Here is a 15,894-nt window from a genome sequence, read left to right on the forward strand (position 1 = left end):
CGGGCAGTGCGCAAAGCATTGCCCGGCTTTTTACATTCAGCGGGAAGTGAACTGTGTTTTCCGTCCATCCGGATTGCCCGGAAATTGCGGCCACAGATTTTGCGATAACGCACGAGCGCTGACGGACTGAATGCCGGCCTGCTGCTCGTACATCCAGTAGTTGCGCAGGATGATCGAGACATAACCGCGCGTCTCGACATAGGGAATGCTTTCCATGAACAGCAACGGATCATCATTGTCCTTGATTTCGCTGTTCCAGCGCTGAACCGCACCCGGCCCGGCATTATAGGCGGCCGCGATCTTGGGCAGCTTGCCCCCGGTGATCGATGATTTCCCGAGGTATTCGAGATAGGACTGACCATATTCCAGATTGGTTGAAGGCCGGTACAGATCGGCTTCGTTGAAACGCATGCCATTGGCCCTGGCGATATCTCCGGCCGTTCCCGGCCGCACCTGCATCAGTCCGATCGCATTGGCCGGGCTGACGACCTGGCTGCGAAAGGCGGATTCCTGCAATGTATGCGCATAGATCAGCGCGGGATCGACTCGCCAACCGCCATCCGGTTTCCATTTCGGTGCCGGAAAACGGGCCTGGGCATCGGGCAGCAGGCCTCGCGGCGCATTATGGGCGAGCCACAGCTGGGTTCGTGGCAAATCCAGATCCCGAGCGAGTTTGATCAGGGCCGGGTGATCATTGTCTTCACCAATGGTGGCCTGATGCCGCAACACCTGATCCGCCAGATGCTCCTGGCCGATCTCGACCAGGGCGATTGCGGCCCGGACATTTTCATGCCGTTCGAGCGTCCGCCAGTCCGACTTTTCGAATATTTGGGCGGTTGCCGACTTGACGGGTTCCATTCCCAGGGTCTGGGCGGCCAGCATCCCGTAGAAACTGTCACCAATACGTGCGGCAGCCTGTAATTTTCCCTGAACCCGCTCCGGCTGACCGCATCTGAGATCGGCACGCGCACTCCAGTAGAGTCCGGAGGCTTTCAGATCGGCATTGGCGGCCGATCGCCCGACTTTTTCAAATGCGGTGCTGGCGGACTGGCAATCATTCAGGCGCCATGCGGACAAGCCTGCGACCCAGTCGGCGTGACCGACCCATTCGCCCGCGCCATTTTGCGCCTGCCGCGCCAGACGCAGGGCAGAGGCGTCGTCATTCTCGATATAATAGGACCAGGCAACACGCTGTTCCAGCTCGGTACGCCCTTCCGATGTCATCTGCATCGCATGGGCGTTGAGCAGTTGCTCGGCCCCTTGCGGATTGTCATTCTTGATGAAATCGATGATCTGGCCGCGCACGCCGTTGACGGCGCTGTCGCTATTCACATCCTTCGGTTTGGAGCGGATCGGCGAACCGGGAACCCACGACAGATTGCGCCGCTGCGGCAGCGCCGGCAGCAATTGCGCACCCCGCTTCTCGGCCAGTCGGCCCAATTGGGCTGCCTGCGGTATCTGCGGCGCTTCGTTCACCAGGACCAGCAAGGGGCCAAGTTCGGCCCGCGGGCTATTGGCCGCGAGAAAAAATTCCGCCTGGGCGATCGATTTGAGCGGACCGATTGGCGCGCTATCCATCAGATTCTTGGCGACGTCCCACTGGTTGGCACCCATCGCCGAAAACAGCGCGCGATAATGTTCGGATTGGCGTTGCTGCAGCTGCGAGGGTACATCCTTCGCGATCGACGCGCTATTGTAGAGGATCGCTCCATCATCGGCCCATGCGGGTGCTGCGACGGAAGCAAGAAGAGTGGCGGTCAGTGCAAATTTCAGTTTCACGGGGCAGAAATCCTTGTCAGCATTTGCAAATCCTTCCAGGCTTCGGCCTTGAACAATGGCCGCTCGATCAGGATCCGCGGATGGAATGTCACGATCGCCTCTGTTTTGGATGCACCATGGTTAATAAACTGTTTATTTTTGCGTGCGGTCAGCAAATCTTTGCCAAACAGGATTTTCGCGGCGAGATCGCCAAAGCAGATCACCCGCTTGGGGCGGACCAGCCCGATATGGTGCAAGAGTCGGTTTTTCAGCCCGGGCCAATATATTTCATCGATCCGGCCGTCGACGGGCAGGGATATCGCAATATTGGTCAGATAGGATTGTCCCGAATCGCACCCGATCGCGGACAACATCTTCTCGAGCAACTTCTGGTTGTCAGGGTTGAACAGCTGCACATCGCCCTGGCGGCTTTTTTCCGGAAGCGCGGAAATCACCATCACCTCGGGATCCAAAACACCCTGCGGCTGCACTCTTGTCTTAGACCAGCCCGCTTCGACCAGATTTTCATCGCTAGCCAACCACGCCAGGAAATCCGCATGCACCGGTGGTAACACTTCGTCCCGGACCGGTGCGCTGTCCGCTGCTGGCGCGGGGGCCTTAGCGGCCGCAGCGGGTGCCGCAACCTTTGCCGCAATGACCTGTTCCTCGGCCAGCAGCGCTGACGGTTGATCGGTATAATCCAGATCGACACCAGCCAGCGACCACCAGTTCTGCAAGCTGTAGATCATCGACTCTGCCGATGGATTTGCCGTTGCCGGGGAGAATAAATTCATAAATGCATAGAGTCATGAGTTGACGAATAGGTCAATTGGCGGGAAAGCAGGTTTCTGCCCAGCGGGTTGAGGTTTACGACAGAACGAAATTACGAACGATCAAAAGCAAGAATTGTAGGAAAAGCGACATGAGTGAACGAGAGTCAATGCCATATGATCTGGTGATCGTCGGGGGCGGTCCCGCCGGTCTCAGTGCAGCGATAAGATTCAAGCAGCTGGCGGATGAGGCCGGCAAGGAGCTCTCCGTCTGCGTATTGGAGAAAGGCTCCGAAATCGGCGCCCATATCCTGTCTGGTGCAGTCATTGATCCCAAGGCACTCGACGAACTGATCCCGGCATGGCGGGACGAGGATTGTCCGCTGGCACGCACACCCGTGACCGAAAATCATCACTGGATTCTCACGAAGAAGAAGAAATTTTCGATTCCCCATCTCTTCACACCCTCGTTCATGCACAACAAGGGCACCTACACCGGCTCGCTCGGCAACCTGTGCCGCTGGCTCGGAGAACGCGCCGAGAACATGGGGGTCGAGATATTCCCCGGCTTTGCCGCCGCCGAAATATTGTACAATGACGACGGCTCGGTCAAGGGCGTCGCCACCGGCGATATGGGCGTCGCGCGTGATGGCAGCCACAAGCCGGATTATGAGCCTGGCCTCGAACTGCATGCCAAATATACTTTTTTTGCCGAAGGCGCGCATGGCCATCTGACCAAGATCCTGAAAAGCCGCTATGCCCTCACCGCAGACAGCCAGCCCCAGATCTATGGTCTCGGCGTCAAGGAATTGTGGGATATCGATCCCGCCAAGCACAAGCCGGGCCGGGTCATCCACTCGCAGGGCTGGCCGCTGAGCGAGGGCGCCAATGGTGGCGGCTTCCTCTATCATCAGGCCGACAATCAGGTCGCGCTCGGTTTCGTCACCTGGCTGAACTATGAGAACCCCTATCTCTCGCCCTTCGAGGAAATGCAGCAATGGAAGCAGCATCCGGAAATTCGCAAGATATTGGAAGGCGGCAAGCGCGTATCCTACGGCGCCCGTGCCATCAACGACGGCGGTTTCCAGGCCGTGCCGAAACTCTATTTCCCGGGCGGCGCGCTGATCGGATGTTCGGCCGGTTTCGTGAACGTACCCCGGATCAAGGGCACGCACACCGCGATGAAGACCGGCATGATGGCCGCAGAATCTGCCTATGAAGCGATTGTCGCCGAACGGTCCAGCGACGAGCTTACCGCTTATGCTGCTGCCTATGAGAATAGCTGGGTCCGGGAAGAATTGCGGGTGGTCCGCAACGTCCTGCCGGCGGTCGAGAAATATGGTGATTTCCTCGGAACAATCTTGTCCGGCATTTTCATGTGGGCGGAGCATCTGAGGATAAAATTGCCGTTCACGATGAAATTGCATCCCGACTGGTCGCGGCTGAAACGGGCGGAACATTGTCACCCCATCACCTATCCCAAGCCGGATGGCGTGATCAGTTTCGACCGCCTGTCATCGGTCTTCCTGTCCAACACCAATCATGCGGAAGACCAGCCGGTGCATCTGCAGCTGAAGGACCCGTCCATCCCGGTCAATGTCAATCTTCCGGTCTATGCCGGACCGTCGGCGCGCTATTGCCCCGCGGGTGTGTACGAGTTTATCGAGGATGAGGCAGGCAATCCGAAATTCCAGATCAACGCGCAAAATTGCGTTCACTGCAAAACCTGTGATATCAAGGATCCGCTCCAGAACATCAATTGGGTTGTTCCGGAAGGCGGCGGAGGTCCCAATTATCCGAATATGTAGTCTCGCTTTATCTGCCCTTGTCCTGGCCGGGCATGCCATGTCACCGGCTCTGGCCAGCCGCGGGGACAGTACGTCTGCCCTGAACCGGTTCGTGGAAGCCCGGCTGGCGCAATCCACCAACCAGTTGCAGTCGGCTGCGACCATCTATGCCGAGACTCTGAAAGAGCAGCCGGACAATGAACTGCTCGCCGGCAAAGCCTATGCCAGCGCCATAGAAGTCGGTGATTTTGATCTCGCGGTAAAGGCCGTCCGTACGCTGCAGAAAAGCGGCACGGCCAGTCCCGAGATGCCGCTATTGCCTTATGCCGAGGCGTTCGCGCAGCGCGACTGGAGCGGCGCCCGACTGGCGATCGTCGAACTCGAGGCCCTCGGCAATTTTGCCTTCCTCACGCCGTTTCTGGAAGCCTGGCTGGACAGCGCAAGCGGCCGTAGTGCCACCGCTTCGCTCGTCCAGGCGCAATCCAGCAATGCCGGCAAATATTATCTGGAAGAGCAACTGATATTGAACGGACTGGCAGCCCGGCGCGAAAGCGAAGCGCTTGCTCTGCTCGCTCCGGTCGTCGAACGCAACGAAGCCCGCATGGCACCGGTACGCGTTATCGCCGCCCGCCATTTCTGGGCGAGGAATGAACCGGCACAGGCCATGGAAATCCTGAAAATGCGGTCCTCGGGACCGGAACAGCGTTTGTTGCAGAAGATCGCAGCCGGGCAGAAAAAGGGCGTGGCCGAAAAGGTGACGCCCGCCATCGGTCTGGGCTTCCTGTTTGAGCGCTTGTCTGGCGATCTGATATTGCAGCAGGCCGAACTGCTGTCCCAGGTCATGGCACTGGCGGCTACCCGGGTCGCTCCCCAGTCGGATCATGCCCATCTGGCCCTGGGACGCGTCTTTGCAGTGGCCGGCAACCACGCGCTTGCGGTCACCGAATTTGGCAAAATTGCAGTCGAAAGCCCTTATTATCTGCTCGGGCTGAGTTCGCAGATCGCCAGCCTCGCGGCTGAGCGCCAGTTCGAACAGGCCATCGGTCGACTGGACACGGCGCTGGCGGCCAATCCGGAAAGCCCTGAAACATATATATTGAAGGGTCAGGCCTTGCAGATGCAGGGCGATCATACAGCAGCGGCCACCGCTTTTGAATCCGCCATCGCACTGGGTGAGAAACTGGAGAAGTCCGATATCCTGCTTGCCAATTACTGGCTGGCATTGGGCGGTGCCCAGGAGCAGGCCGGAATCTGGCCCGACGGTCTGCAGTCTCTGCAAAAAGCCAATGAACTGCTTCCCGATTCGCCGACGATTCTCAACTATCTCGGCTATGCCCAGCTCGAACGGCGAGAAAATCAGGAAGAAGCCGTGGCGGCGATCAAGCGCGCGCATGAACTGCGTTCAAATTCTCCGGCAATTACCGATTCGCTCGGCTGGGCCTATTTCATCACCGGTGAGCATGAGCGGGCCGTCACCTATCTGGAAAGCGCGCTCGAAGGCGAGCCCCAGGATCCGACGATTAACGAGCATCTCGGCGACGCCTATTGGACGGTGGGCCGGCAATCTGAAGCGCGCTATGCTTGGAAATCGGCAAAATTATTTGCCGAGGGCGACGATCTGCAGCGTCTGGCCAGGAAAATAGACATCGGCCTCCTGCCCGAACTCATATCACCCTGATGCCCAGTCCAGTTTCGGGCGTGCCCGACCGGGAAACAGCCTATGCGAAAATTAATCTGGCGCTCCATGTCCGCCAGCGACTGCCCGATGGCTACCACCGGATCGAAACGATATTCGCCTTTCTTGATCAGGGTGACCGGGTATCGGTTGAACCGGGCGACAGTCTGGAACTCAATATCAGCGGGCCATTCGCTGCAGGTTTGAGCAATAGCGATAATCTGGTGATGCAGGCCGCCAAGCTGTTGGCCGAACAATCGAATATATCCCCCGGTGCCCGTCTTCATCTTGACAAGCGCCTGCCGGTGGCCTCCGGGATTGGCGGTGGATCGGCGGATGCCGCAGCAGCCCTGCGGCTGCTCAACGGTTTCTGGGGTCTGGACCATTCCATCGCCAGACTCGCCGAGATTGCAAGACCGCTCGGAGCCGATGTTCCCGCCTGTGTCGCCAGTCAGACCTGCCGGGGCACCGGTATCGGTCAGGATCTGGAGATCATTGCCGGTGACGATCTGCAGGATTGCGTGGCGCTGCTCGTCAATCCGCTGGTTGCGGTATCGACGGCGGAGATGTTTGCCGCCTGGGACGGCAATGATCGCGGCGCATTGGGATCAGGGCCGATCATCCCGGTTTCCCTTGATGGCCGAAACGATCTGCAGCAACCGGCTGTTACGCTGGTGCCGAAACTGGCAGATGTGCTGCAGGCGCTGGAAGACTGCCGACCCGTCATGAACCGGATGTCCGGATCCGGGGCAACCTGCTTTGCCCTGTTCGACACCATGCAAGAGGCCGAAAAGGCCGAGCAGCACTGCCGCGAAACATTGGGCGAAATTTGGACGATGAAGGGGAAATTCCGATGACGGAGGCTTTTGAAATTACCGGTCTTCCCTCGGAAGGCGGCGTGCTCATCGTCGCGGACCATGCGTCCAATCACGTGCCGCAAGACGTTGATCTGGGAATTCCACCGCAATATCTCGAAGATCATATCGCTTATGACCCGGGCACGGCCGCAATCGCTCGGCTGATGACGGAAAATAGCGGCTATCTTGCGATACTCGGCACAGTTTCCCGGCTCGTTGTCGACCTCAATCGTTATCCCGATGAGGATTCGCTGATCCCGAAGCGCAGCGACGGTGTGGAAATCCCGGGCAACGATATTTCGGCAACAGAACGGCAAGCCAGGCTGGACCGTCATTTCACGCCTTATCACGACCGGGTTCGTGAGCTGGTCTCCGATCTGAAGCCAGCGCTGGTACTCTCGCTCCACAGTTTCACGCCGACACTCCGCACCAATCCGCAACTCGAGCGTCCGTGGGATATCGGAATATTATATAATCAATATGCAATCGCCTCGCGTTTCGCGCTCCAGTTTCTTGACGCCGAAGGGTTGTTGAACGTCGGCGATCAGCTGCCCTATTCGGGCAAGGAACTGAATGCGACCATGAACCGTCAGTGCGAAGCCATAGGCCAGCCCTATTTCGGGGTGGAATTGCGACAGGACCTGATCATGGAGCCAGCCGGCCAGCGCCGCTTTGCCGATATTTTATTGCGTATTTGCGATAAAATACGAACGGCTCTTGCTTAACGCGTCAAGTTTTGGAAGGGCGTTCTGGAAATCGCGATATGGGAAGACAGAATGAGCCAAAGATTTGACAAGTCCCGCTTGCCGAGCCGCCACGTCAGTGTAGGACCCGAACGCGCGCCCCAGCGCAGCTATTATTATGCGATGGGGATGACCGAAGAGGATATCGCGAAACCCTTCGTCGGCATCGCTTCCGCCGGCAATGACAGCGCGCCGTGCAACACTTTGCTCGATGGCCAGGCGGATATCGCGCGCGAAGGCGTGATCGAAGCGGGCGGCACCCCGCGCCGATTCAACACCATCACCGTCACCGATGGCATCGCCATGGGCCATCAGGGCATGAAAGCCTCGCTGGTGTCCCGCGAAGTCATTGCCGATAGCGTGGAACTGAGCGTCCGCGGTCACTGCTATGATGCGGTCATTGGCTATGCCGGATGCGATAAGAGCCTGCCCGGAATGATGATGGCGATGTTGCGCCTCAATGTCCCGTCGATCTTTGTCTATGGCGGTTCGATACTGCCCGGCCGCTTTCATGGTCAGGACGTGACGGTGGTCGACGTGTTTGAAGCGGTGGGCCAGCATAGCGCGGGCAATTGCCCGCTGCAGGAACTGATCGAGCTGGAAAAAGTCGCCTGTCCGGGCCACGGAGCCTGCGGCGGCCAGTTTACCGCCAATACCATGGCCTGTGTTGCCGAAGCCATTGGTCTCTCCTTGCCGAACAGCAATATGGCGCCGGCCCCCTATGAAACGCGCGATGAGATGGCGCGGGCGGCGGGCCGTCAGATCATGAACCTGATCGAAATCAATTTGCGGCCGCGCGATATCTGCACCAGGGACGCCTTCATCAACGCCGCCCGGGTGGTAGCAGCCACTGGCGGATCAACCAACGCCGCCCTGCATTTGCCGGCGATGGCGAACGAAGCCGGTATCGATTTCGACCTGTTCGATGTCGCCGAGATTTTCAAGACCACGCCCTATCTGGCGGATCTGAAGCCGGGCGGCAAATATGTCGCCAAGGACATGCACGAAGCGGGCGGCGTCTACATGCTGATGAAGACGATGATGGACAACGGCCTGATCAAGGGCGACTGCATCACCGTGACCGGCAAGACGCTCGGCGAGAATATCGAGGAAATCACCTGGAACCCGGACCAGAAGGTCATCTATGATGTCCAGCACGCGATTACCCCGACCGGCGGCGTTGTCGGCCTCAGGGGGTCGCTGGCACCGGAGGGCGCAATTGTGAAAGTGGCCGGCATGGCCCGACTGCAATTCCGCGGTCCGGCGCAGGTCTTCGAGTGCGAGGAAGATGCCTATGTCGCCGTCGAAAAGCGGCAGATCAAGGAAGGCGCGGTCATCGTGATTCGCAACGAAGGGCCGAAAGGTGGTCCCGGCATGCGCGAAATGCTCGCCACGACCGCTGCGCTTTACGGACAGGGCATGGGCGAGAAAGTGGCGCTGATCACCGATGGTCGTTTTTCTGGCGGAACCCGCGGGTTCTGTATCGGTCATATTGGACCGGAAGCGGCTGACGGCGGCCCCATCGGCCTGATCGAAGAAGGCGACATCATCAATATCGATGCGATCGCCGGCGTCATCGATCTCGAGGTCGAGGAGAGCATCATGGCAGAGCGTCGGAAAAAATTTACACGACGCGAAACCGATTATGGTTCAGGGGCATTGTGGCGCTATGCGCAAAATGTCGGACCGGCCTATCAGGGGGCGGTCACCCACCCCGGAGCCAAGGCCGAAAAAAATGTATATGCGGATATCTAGTCTTGTCGGTCTGACCCTGTTGCTGACCGCCTGTGAAAACCGGCCGGACAATGCCGTGCTGGCGGAGGCGGAACAGCGGGCAGCGGAGCAGGCGGGCGAAGACGGGAAAATCGAATGCGCCATTGATGGCGCCAGCGATTTTAGTCGGGACTGTTCGACCGAGCGGTTGAGCGGAGAAGGCGGTGTCACGATGGTCATCCGGCATCCCGATGGCGGATTTCGCCGGTTCAACGTGCTGACCGACGGTCGCGGCCTGGAAGCCGCCGATGGCTTTGACCAGGCGAAGATATCGATCGTGCAAGACGGCAAGATTCTGGTCAGTGTCGGTCCCGACAAATATCTGCTGCCCGCGCAGATCAAGGCCGACGCGGCAGCGGGACCGGCGCCCTCTGCAAGCGAAGACCCGGCGCAAGCCGGAAACTAGAGGCACAAGTGCTCAATCACGGAAAGATATTGACCGCCGCTGAGATGCAGCAGGCGGAACAGGATTTGATCGACCAGGGCGTATCGGTCGAGCAATTGATGCGCCGGGCCGGGCAGGGCGCGGCACAAATGATCTGGCGGATTGCTGCCGACATGCCGACTTTGGTCCTCTGCGGCCCGGGTAATAATGGCGGCGACGGCTATGTGATCGCCCAATGGCTGCTCGAGAAGGGTGTCGATGTCCGGGTGGCGGCGCCGCTCGATCCGAAAACGGAGGCAGCGAGCCATGCAAAATCTCTGTGGCGCGGCAAAACGCTTCCACTGGCCGATGCGGAGCCCGCTCCGCAATTTGTCGACTGTCTGTTCGGCACCGGATTGACGCGCGCCATTGGCGAAGACTGGTTCGGCCATTTCAGCCATCTGTCTGCCGGCGCAAAACGGCGCGTGGCGATCGATCTGCCCAGCGGTATCGAATCCGATCACGGCCTGTGCCTCAATGATGGTCCCGGATTTCAGATGACCATTGCGCTGGGCGCCTTCAAACCTGCCCATTTCCTCGAACCCGCTCGATCGAAAATGGGCAAGCTGGTCGGAATAGATATCGGGATCTCAGCGGACAGCAGGTTCGAAATATTACCCCAGCCCCGAATTTCCGCTCCATCGCCGGAAGACCATAAATATAGCCGCGGTCTCGTTGCCGTGGTGGCGGGCGCCATGACCGGCGCCGCGCAACTGACGGCGCTGGCGGCCCAGCAATCGGGTGCCGGCTATGTCAAGATATTCGCCCGTCCGGGGTTCACCGCTCCGCACCCCAGCATCGTCATCGAGACGGTGAACGACAGCGGTGATCTGCAGCAAAAACTGGTCGACAGCCGGATCTCTGCGATCGTCATTGGCCCCGGTCTGGGCCGCGATGATCAAGCGATGGAATTGCTCAACGCCGCGCTAACCGTCGACAAGCCGCTGCTGCTCGATGCCGACGCGCTGATAGTCGCCGGAACGCAATTTGCGACGATGGTGAAGGCACGCACCGCCGAAACCATAGCTACGCCGCATGCCGGTGAATTTGCGGCGCTGATGCCGGGCGATCTCCACCACAAGCTGGAGGATAGCCGCAAACTGGCCGGGCAGTCGGGATGCACCATTCTGCTCAAGGGCCCGGATACGATCATCGTTCACCCCGGCGGCGCCGCTTCCATTTCGGACTCGTCCAGCGCCTGGCTGTCGACGGCGGGAACCGGAGACGTACTGGCCGGGATCATCGCAAGTCGCTTGGCAACGGGCCTGAGTGGCTATAAGGCGGCGTGCGAAGGGCAATGGCTGCATAGCCGCGCCGCGATATTGGCCGGTCCGGCTTTCACGCCGGAAATGCTGATCAACCAGCTCCCCGCCACCTTGCAGGAATGTCTATGACCGCATCTCCCGATCCCGACCTGATCCTCCGTGTGGCCGCCAAGGGCGATGGCGTCACTGCGGATGGCCGTCATATCGCTTTTTCCGCGCCGCTGGACCGGCTCAATGAGGAGGGCGGCCTGATCCGGGGCCCGCATCATGTCGATGCCCCGTGCCAGCATTTTCAGGCCTGCGGCGGCTGCAGCCTGCAACATCTTGACGCGCAGAGCTACAGCCAGTTTCTCACCGACCGCGTGGCTTACGCGCTGGAAGGGCAGGGACTGGCCGCAGAAACGCTGCACCTGCCTCAAATCTCGGCACCGAAAACCCGGATCCGCGCCAGCTTGCGTGCCACCAAGCTCGGCGATCAGTTCAAGCTCGGCTTCAGCGGGGCCGGCAGCCATCGGATCGTCGATCTGAAACAATGCGAGATCATGGCGCCGGAATTGTTCAACCTGATCGCGCCGCTGCGCCAGTTTCTCAAAAATGCTTCCCGCCGCAAACATGACATGAATATCGAAATGACTCTGGTTGACCAGGGCATCGACCTGCTGATCAGCAATTATGAGCCCGAGGGACTGGAGCAGCGCGAAGCGCTCTCTGCCTTTGCCAAGGCCAACGGTCTGGCACGCCTGTCCGTCGATGGCGGCTATGGCCCGGAAACCCAGTGGGAACCGGAGCCGGTCACCGTCACGCTGGGCGGCACCGCGGTCAGCTTCCCGCACAGCGCGTTCCTGCAACCGACCCGCGAGGGCCAGCGGGTGCTGATAGCGGCGATGCTAGAAGCCGTCGGCGACGCCCGTCTGGTCGCCGATCTGTTCGCCGGGCTGGGCACTTTCACCCTGGCACTCGCCGAGGATCAGAAAGTCTATGCCGCGGAAGGCGCGCGCGATACGATTGGCGCGCTGAAGATGGCGGCGAACCATTCCCCCCGCCAGATCTTCTGCGAGCATCGCGATCTGTTCCGCCGCCCGCTCAGCGCCGAGGAGCTGAACCGCTTTGATGCCGTGATTCTCGATCCGCCCCGCGCCGGTGCGCGCGAGCAGATCATCCAGCTGGCGCAATCCGATGTCGCGAAAATCTGCTATATCAGCTGCAACCCGGCCAGCTTTGCCCGGGACGCCAAGCAGCTGTGCGATGCCGGATACCGGCTTCGTGAGGTCTGGCCAGTCGGCCAGTTCCTCTGGTCGACCCATGTCGAGATGGTGTCCAGCTTCAGCCGCTCATGACTCTCCCGATGGCGCCCGCTGCCTGACCGTCAGAATACCGCAATGGCCGCGTGGACGGCCAGGGCAATGATGCACAGGCTCGACAAGGCAAATAGCGAGAAGCGGTAGATCACCCGGTTGCTGGTGATCTGGATGATGCTGTGCAGGACGCGCAGGACGACATAGATCCAGGCAAGGGTCAGGTTCAGACCATATTCTTGGTCAGCGAGGATCAAAACGACACAAATCGCGTAAAAAAGCGTCGGTTCGGCCAGCAAATGGTTATAATTATGCGCCTTCCACTGGACTTCCGGGGGCAGCAGCGCATCCAGATTGCCGCCCGTGCCACCGACCAGATTGGCGGTATCGATCTTGGCCTTGTTCATCGCCGGAATGCGGGTGGCATACATCCACAGCCAGATCAGCATCGTCCACAGGATCAGCGCAACCATGGGTTGCAGCAACGAGCCATTTTCCATCTATTCATTCCCCCTCGTTATGATTTTCTAGAAAAGCGTCACCCACAAGGCATTGATCGCCATGATCAACAGGCACAGGGTTGATGCCAGAAACAGCAGAAAGCGGACATTGACCAGATTGACGGTCGCCTGCCAGATGCTGTGGATGATGCGGATGATCGCATAGCCCCAGGCCAGATAGAGGTTGAGGCCATGGCCCGCATCCGCGATCGCAAGGATCATGACGGTGGCGTAAAAGAGCGTCGGCTGCTCCATCAAATGGGTGTAATTGTGGGACTTCCAGGCTACATTGTCGGGCAATTGCGGATCGATGTCCGGTCCGCGCCCGCCGGGCTTTGCGCCAATGTCGATGCCCATTTTCTTGGCAGCGGGTAGCCGTGTTCCCGCCATCCAGAACAGCATGATCAGCGACCAGAACACCAGCACTGCCGCCGGTGCCAGAATGGCAATATCCATGATTTCTCTCTCCCCCAAATTGAGAGGAAAGTGCGTCAACTACATCCGATTGTCAATTGCAAGCTAATGGCGGTTCAAATGCGGGGAAAGGATACCACATTGTCGCGGTCCGACCGGTCGAGATTGTCCCCGACATACAGGCTGGCCATCGGTTCGTCTGCGACATCATATTCCTCGCTACTGCCATAGCCATTGAACTTCGTCCGCATCGCCGAACCATAAGCGCCAAGCATGCCGATCTCGATATAGTCGCCGGCCTTGATGCTGTCGGGCAGGTTGAACGGCCCGGCCATGAAATCCATGTCGTCGCAGGTGGGACCATAGAAGCTGAATCCGGTGGTCGTGCCATTCTCCGGATCGGCGCCAATCTGGCGAACCGGAAAGCGCCATCCGATATGGGCGGCATCGAACAGCGTGCCATAGGCCCCGTCATTGATATAGAGTTCGGTGCCGCGGCGGCGCTCCACCTTGACCACCAGCGAGCTATATTCGGCTGACAGAGCTCGGCCCGGTTCGCACCACAGTTCGGCCGAATAGCTGATCGGCAGATCCTCGAACGTGCGGTCGATTGCCGTAAAATAATGGTTGAGCGATACCGGTTCCAGATCGGGGTAGATCGACGGAAAGCCGCCACCGACATTGACAATGTCGACGGTAACCGACGCACCGACAATCGCCGAGCGCACCCGTTCCAGCGCGTGGACGAAAGCCAGCGGTGTCATCGCCTGGCTACCGACATGGAAGCAGATGCCGAGACTGTCGGCAAGCTGCCGGGTGCGCTGCAGCAATTCTGCCGATTCATCGACCTCGATGCCGAATTTCGAAGCGAGGCTGATTTCGGCAAATTCCGAGGCGACCCTAATCCGGACGCACAGGGTCAGATCTTCCGCCTGTTCTGTTCCCAGTTCGATTTTTTCCAGCTCTTCCAGGCTGTCGAGGGAAAAAATCCGCACGCCATGGTCGCGATAGGCTTCGCGGATCGATGCCAGTTGCTTGACCGGGTTCATGTAGCAGAGCGTCGCCTCGGGCAAGGCCGCGCGCACCAGACGCACTTCGTCGATCGAAGCCACGTCAAAATGGGTGACGCCTTCTTCCCATAGCAATTGCAGCAAGGCCGGCGAGGGATTCGCCTTCACCGCATATAGTGATTTTCCGGGAAACTGATCGACGAAATAGCGCGCAGCACGACGAGCGGCATGCGGACGATTCAACAGGACAGGAATATCCGGGCTTAGAGCGTTGGTGAGCTCCTCGGCTTCATGGTAGATGTGCAACTCAAGGGACCCCCTTATAGGCTAAGATCGATTGAGCTGCCTTGCGGATTCGCAAGCGGCCATGGGGCAGCAAGGCGCGGATATATGATTGCTTTGCGGTTCTGTAAAGGCTTGTGGTGCGAGAAATATTTGAAAAGATCAATTCCCTAGCTCAACCGGTCCTGAAATGCGGTCCAGTCGAAGCTTTTCACACATTTTAGCGCGTCACTTTCGCTGTTCCACAACCAGATCGAGGGCAGGGGAACGCCGTTGAATGTATTGGTCTTGACCATCGAATAATGCGCCTGATCGAGAAAGGCGATCCGCTGACCAATATGCGCGGCTTCAGGCAGAATATAGTCGCCGATAATATCGCCGGCGAGACAGCTTGGCCCGCCGAGACGGACAGCCGTGCCTGCGCTGCCCTCGCCCAGCATGGCCGGGCGATAGGGCGCTTCGATTACGTCGGGCATATGGCAGGTGGCAGAGATGTCCGTGATACCCACCGGCATATCATTGTCGAAGACATCGAGAATTTCGCCGACGAGGATTCCGGCGTCCAGCGCCACCGCTTCGCCAGGTTCCAGATAGATATCGCAGCCGGTTCTGGCTTTCAGTTCCGACAGAAAGCCGACCAGCGCATCGCGATCATAATCATCGCGGGTGATATGATGGCCGCCACCCAGATTGATCCATTTCAGACTGCCGAAATGCGGCGCAAGCACGGGCTCGACCTTGCCCCAGGTCTGCGCCAGCGCATCAAAGCCCTGTTCGCACAAATTGTGAAAATGGATGCCGGACAAATGCCGGAAATGATCGGGCTGCAACTGGCTGACCGGAAAGCCCAGCCGGCTATGTGGCTGGCTGGGGTCATATTTTTCGGTTTCACCCAGCGCAATTTCCGGGTTTATTCTTAAGCCAATATCTAAGATATGCTCTTTAACATGCTGATTTAAAAAATCTATCCATCGTTCAATCTGCTCCGGATTGTTGAAGATCATATGCCGCGATAGCCCGCATAGCTCGGCCAGGTCATCGGCCTTATAGGCCGGAGAATAGCTACTGATCGGACCCTTGAAATGCTCTTTCGCCAGTCGCGCTTCCCACAGGCCCGACGCGCAATAGCCATCGAGATATTCATCGATCAGCGGTGCCAGTGACCACATCGAAAAGGCTTTCAGGGCCAGCAGGATTTTCGCCCCGGAGCGCTGTTTGATATCGGCCAGAATCGCGAGATTCCGGCGGACTGCAACCTCATCCACGACAAAGGCTGGCGAGGGTACCCGGCCCAAATCAAAATGCGCAAAAGCGCCAGGATCGCCTGCCTTGGTCTCCATT

14 protein-coding genes are annotated in these 15,894 nt (G+C 58.9%); 8 read left to right on the forward strand and 6 right to left on the reverse strand.

The genetic code is table 11. The features are described 5' to 3' along the window. Positions 1-36 precede the first annotated feature (36 nt). Complete coding sequence (locus ACEW8J_RS12980; RefSeq protein WP_373492065.1) at positions 37-1,779, reverse strand: transglycosylase SLT domain-containing protein; 1,743 nt, start codon at positions 1,777-1,779, stop codon at positions 37-39. Next, positions 1,776-2,507: a uracil-DNA glycosylase family protein gene (locus tag ACEW8J_RS12985; RefSeq protein WP_373492066.1), complete on the reverse strand. Its 732-nt coding sequence runs from the start codon at positions 2,505-2,507 to the stop codon at positions 1,776-1,778. Before ACEW8J_RS12985 ends, ACEW8J_RS12980 begins: the two co-directional genes overlap by 4 nt. 173 nt (positions 2,508-2,680) lie before the next feature. Here ACEW8J_RS12985 and ACEW8J_RS12990 point away from each other — a divergent pair, with 173 nt between their 5' ends. Genes ACEW8J_RS12990 through ACEW8J_RS13025 form a run of 8 tightly spaced genes read left to right on the forward strand, consistent with a single transcriptional unit; the run spans position 2,681 to position 12,389 of the window. Beyond that, positions 2,681-4,336, forward strand: a complete 1,656-nt coding sequence (locus tag ACEW8J_RS12990) for an electron transfer flavoprotein-ubiquinone oxidoreductase (RefSeq protein ID WP_373492067.1) — start codon at positions 2,681-2,683, stop codon at positions 4,334-4,336. Between the two features lie 37 nt (positions 4,337-4,373). Further along, positions 4,374-5,993: a tetratricopeptide repeat protein gene (locus ACEW8J_RS12995; protein ID WP_373492068.1), complete on the forward strand. Its 1,620-nt coding sequence runs from the start codon at positions 4,374-4,376 to the stop codon at positions 5,991-5,993. Continuing rightward, positions 5,993-6,847 (forward strand): 4-(cytidine 5'-diphospho)-2-C-methyl-D-erythritol kinase, encoded by an 855-nt coding sequence (locus ACEW8J_RS13000; protein WP_373492069.1) that lies wholly within the window; start codon positions 5,993-5,995, stop codon positions 6,845-6,847. The genes ACEW8J_RS12995 and ACEW8J_RS13000 overlap by 1 nt, the downstream gene beginning before the upstream one ends. After that, the gene (locus ACEW8J_RS13005) at positions 6,844-7,572 is read left to right on the forward strand and encodes an N-formylglutamate amidohydrolase (protein ID WP_373492070.1); all 729 of its coding nucleotides are present in this window, start codon (positions 6,844-6,846) and stop codon (positions 7,570-7,572) included. The genes ACEW8J_RS13000 and ACEW8J_RS13005 overlap by 4 nt, the downstream gene beginning before the upstream one ends. Positions 7,573-7,623: 51 nt before the next feature. Beyond that, positions 7,624-9,345 carry a dihydroxy-acid dehydratase gene (ilvD, locus tag ACEW8J_RS13010; protein ID WP_373492071.1) on the forward strand — a complete coding sequence of 574 codons (1,722 nt, stop codon included), beginning with the start codon at positions 7,624-7,626 and terminating at the stop codon, positions 9,343-9,345. Beyond that, a complete protein-coding gene (locus tag ACEW8J_RS13015) occupies positions 9,332-9,769 on the forward strand; it encodes a hypothetical protein (RefSeq protein ID WP_373492072.1) in 438 nt (145 codons plus the stop codon). The genes ilvD and ACEW8J_RS13015 overlap by 14 nt, the downstream gene beginning before the upstream one ends. Positions 9,770-9,798: 29 nt before the next feature. After that, positions 9,799-11,181 (forward strand): NAD(P)H-hydrate dehydratase, encoded by a 1,383-nt coding sequence (locus ACEW8J_RS13020; RefSeq protein ID WP_373492073.1) that lies wholly within the window; start codon positions 9,799-9,801, stop codon positions 11,179-11,181. After that, the gene (locus tag ACEW8J_RS13025) at positions 11,172-12,389 is read left to right on the forward strand and encodes a class I SAM-dependent RNA methyltransferase (protein ID WP_373492074.1); all 1,218 of its coding nucleotides are present in this window, start codon (positions 11,172-11,174) and stop codon (positions 12,387-12,389) included. The genes ACEW8J_RS13020 and ACEW8J_RS13025 overlap by 10 nt, the downstream gene beginning before the upstream one ends. A gap of 29 nt (positions 12,390-12,418) precedes the next feature. Here ACEW8J_RS13025 and ACEW8J_RS13030 read toward each other — a convergent pair whose 3' ends face one another. From ACEW8J_RS13030 to ACEW8J_RS13045, 4 genes are all read right to left on the reverse strand, one after another. Continuing rightward, on the reverse strand, positions 12,419-12,847 hold the full coding sequence (locus ACEW8J_RS13030) for an MAPEG family protein (RefSeq protein ID WP_373492075.1): 429 nt from the start codon (positions 12,845-12,847) through the stop codon (positions 12,419-12,421). A gap of 27 nt (positions 12,848-12,874) precedes the next feature. Then, positions 12,875-13,303 carry an MAPEG family protein gene (locus tag ACEW8J_RS13035; protein WP_373492076.1) on the reverse strand — a complete coding sequence of 143 codons (429 nt, stop codon included), beginning with the start codon at positions 13,301-13,303 and terminating at the stop codon, positions 12,875-12,877. 74 nt (positions 13,304-13,377) lie between these two features. Next, positions 13,378-14,577: a type III PLP-dependent enzyme gene (locus ACEW8J_RS13040; RefSeq protein ID WP_373492077.1), complete on the reverse strand. Its 1,200-nt coding sequence runs from the start codon at positions 14,575-14,577 to the stop codon at positions 13,378-13,380. A 146-nt stretch (positions 14,578-14,723) separates the two neighbouring features. Further along, positions 14,724-15,893 carry a carboxynorspermidine decarboxylase gene (locus ACEW8J_RS13045; protein ID WP_373492078.1) on the reverse strand — a complete coding sequence of 390 codons (1,170 nt, stop codon included), beginning with the start codon at positions 15,891-15,893 and terminating at the stop codon, positions 14,724-14,726. Position 15,894 lies beyond the last annotated feature (1 nt).

The organism is Parasphingorhabdus sp. (assembly GCF_041748495.1).
In the GTDB taxonomy this organism is placed as follows: domain Bacteria; phylum Pseudomonadota; class Alphaproteobacteria; order Sphingomonadales; family Sphingomonadaceae; genus Parasphingorhabdus.

Coding starts and splice junctions, on each gene's coding strand:
- ACEW8J_RS13025 (WP_373492074.1), top strand. CDS start 11,172: ATGTCTATGACCGCATCTCCCGATCCCGACCTGATCCTCCGTGTGGCC.
- ACEW8J_RS13035 (WP_373492076.1), bottom strand. CDS start 13,303: ATGGATATTGCCATTCTGGCACCGGCGGCAGTGCTGGTGTTCTGGTCG.
- ACEW8J_RS12990 (WP_373492067.1), top strand. CDS start 2,681: ATGAGTGAACGAGAGTCAATGCCATATGATCTGGTGATCGTCGGGGGC.
- ACEW8J_RS13000 (WP_373492069.1), top strand. CDS start 5,993: ATGCCCAGTCCAGTTTCGGGCGTGCCCGACCGGGAAACAGCCTATGCG.
- ilvD (WP_373492071.1), top strand. CDS start 7,624: ATGAGCCAAAGATTTGACAAGTCCCGCTTGCCGAGCCGCCACGTCAGT.
- ACEW8J_RS13015 (WP_373492072.1), top strand. CDS start 9,332: ATGCGGATATCTAGTCTTGTCGGTCTGACCCTGTTGCTGACCGCCTGT.
- ACEW8J_RS12995 (WP_373492068.1), top strand. CDS start 4,374: ATGTCACCGGCTCTGGCCAGCCGCGGGGACAGTACGTCTGCCCTGAAC.
- ACEW8J_RS12985 (WP_373492066.1), bottom strand. CDS start 2,507: ATGATCTACAGCTTGCAGAACTGGTGGTCGCTGGCTGGTGTCGATCTG.
- ACEW8J_RS13005 (WP_373492070.1), top strand. CDS start 6,844: ATGACGGAGGCTTTTGAAATTACCGGTCTTCCCTCGGAAGGCGGCGTG.
- ACEW8J_RS13030 (WP_373492075.1), bottom strand. CDS start 12,847: ATGGAAAATGGCTCGTTGCTGCAACCCATGGTTGCGCTGATCCTGTGG.
- ACEW8J_RS13045 (WP_373492078.1), bottom strand. CDS start 15,893: ATGGAGACCAAGGCAGGCGATCCTGGCGCTTTTGCGCATTTTGATTTG.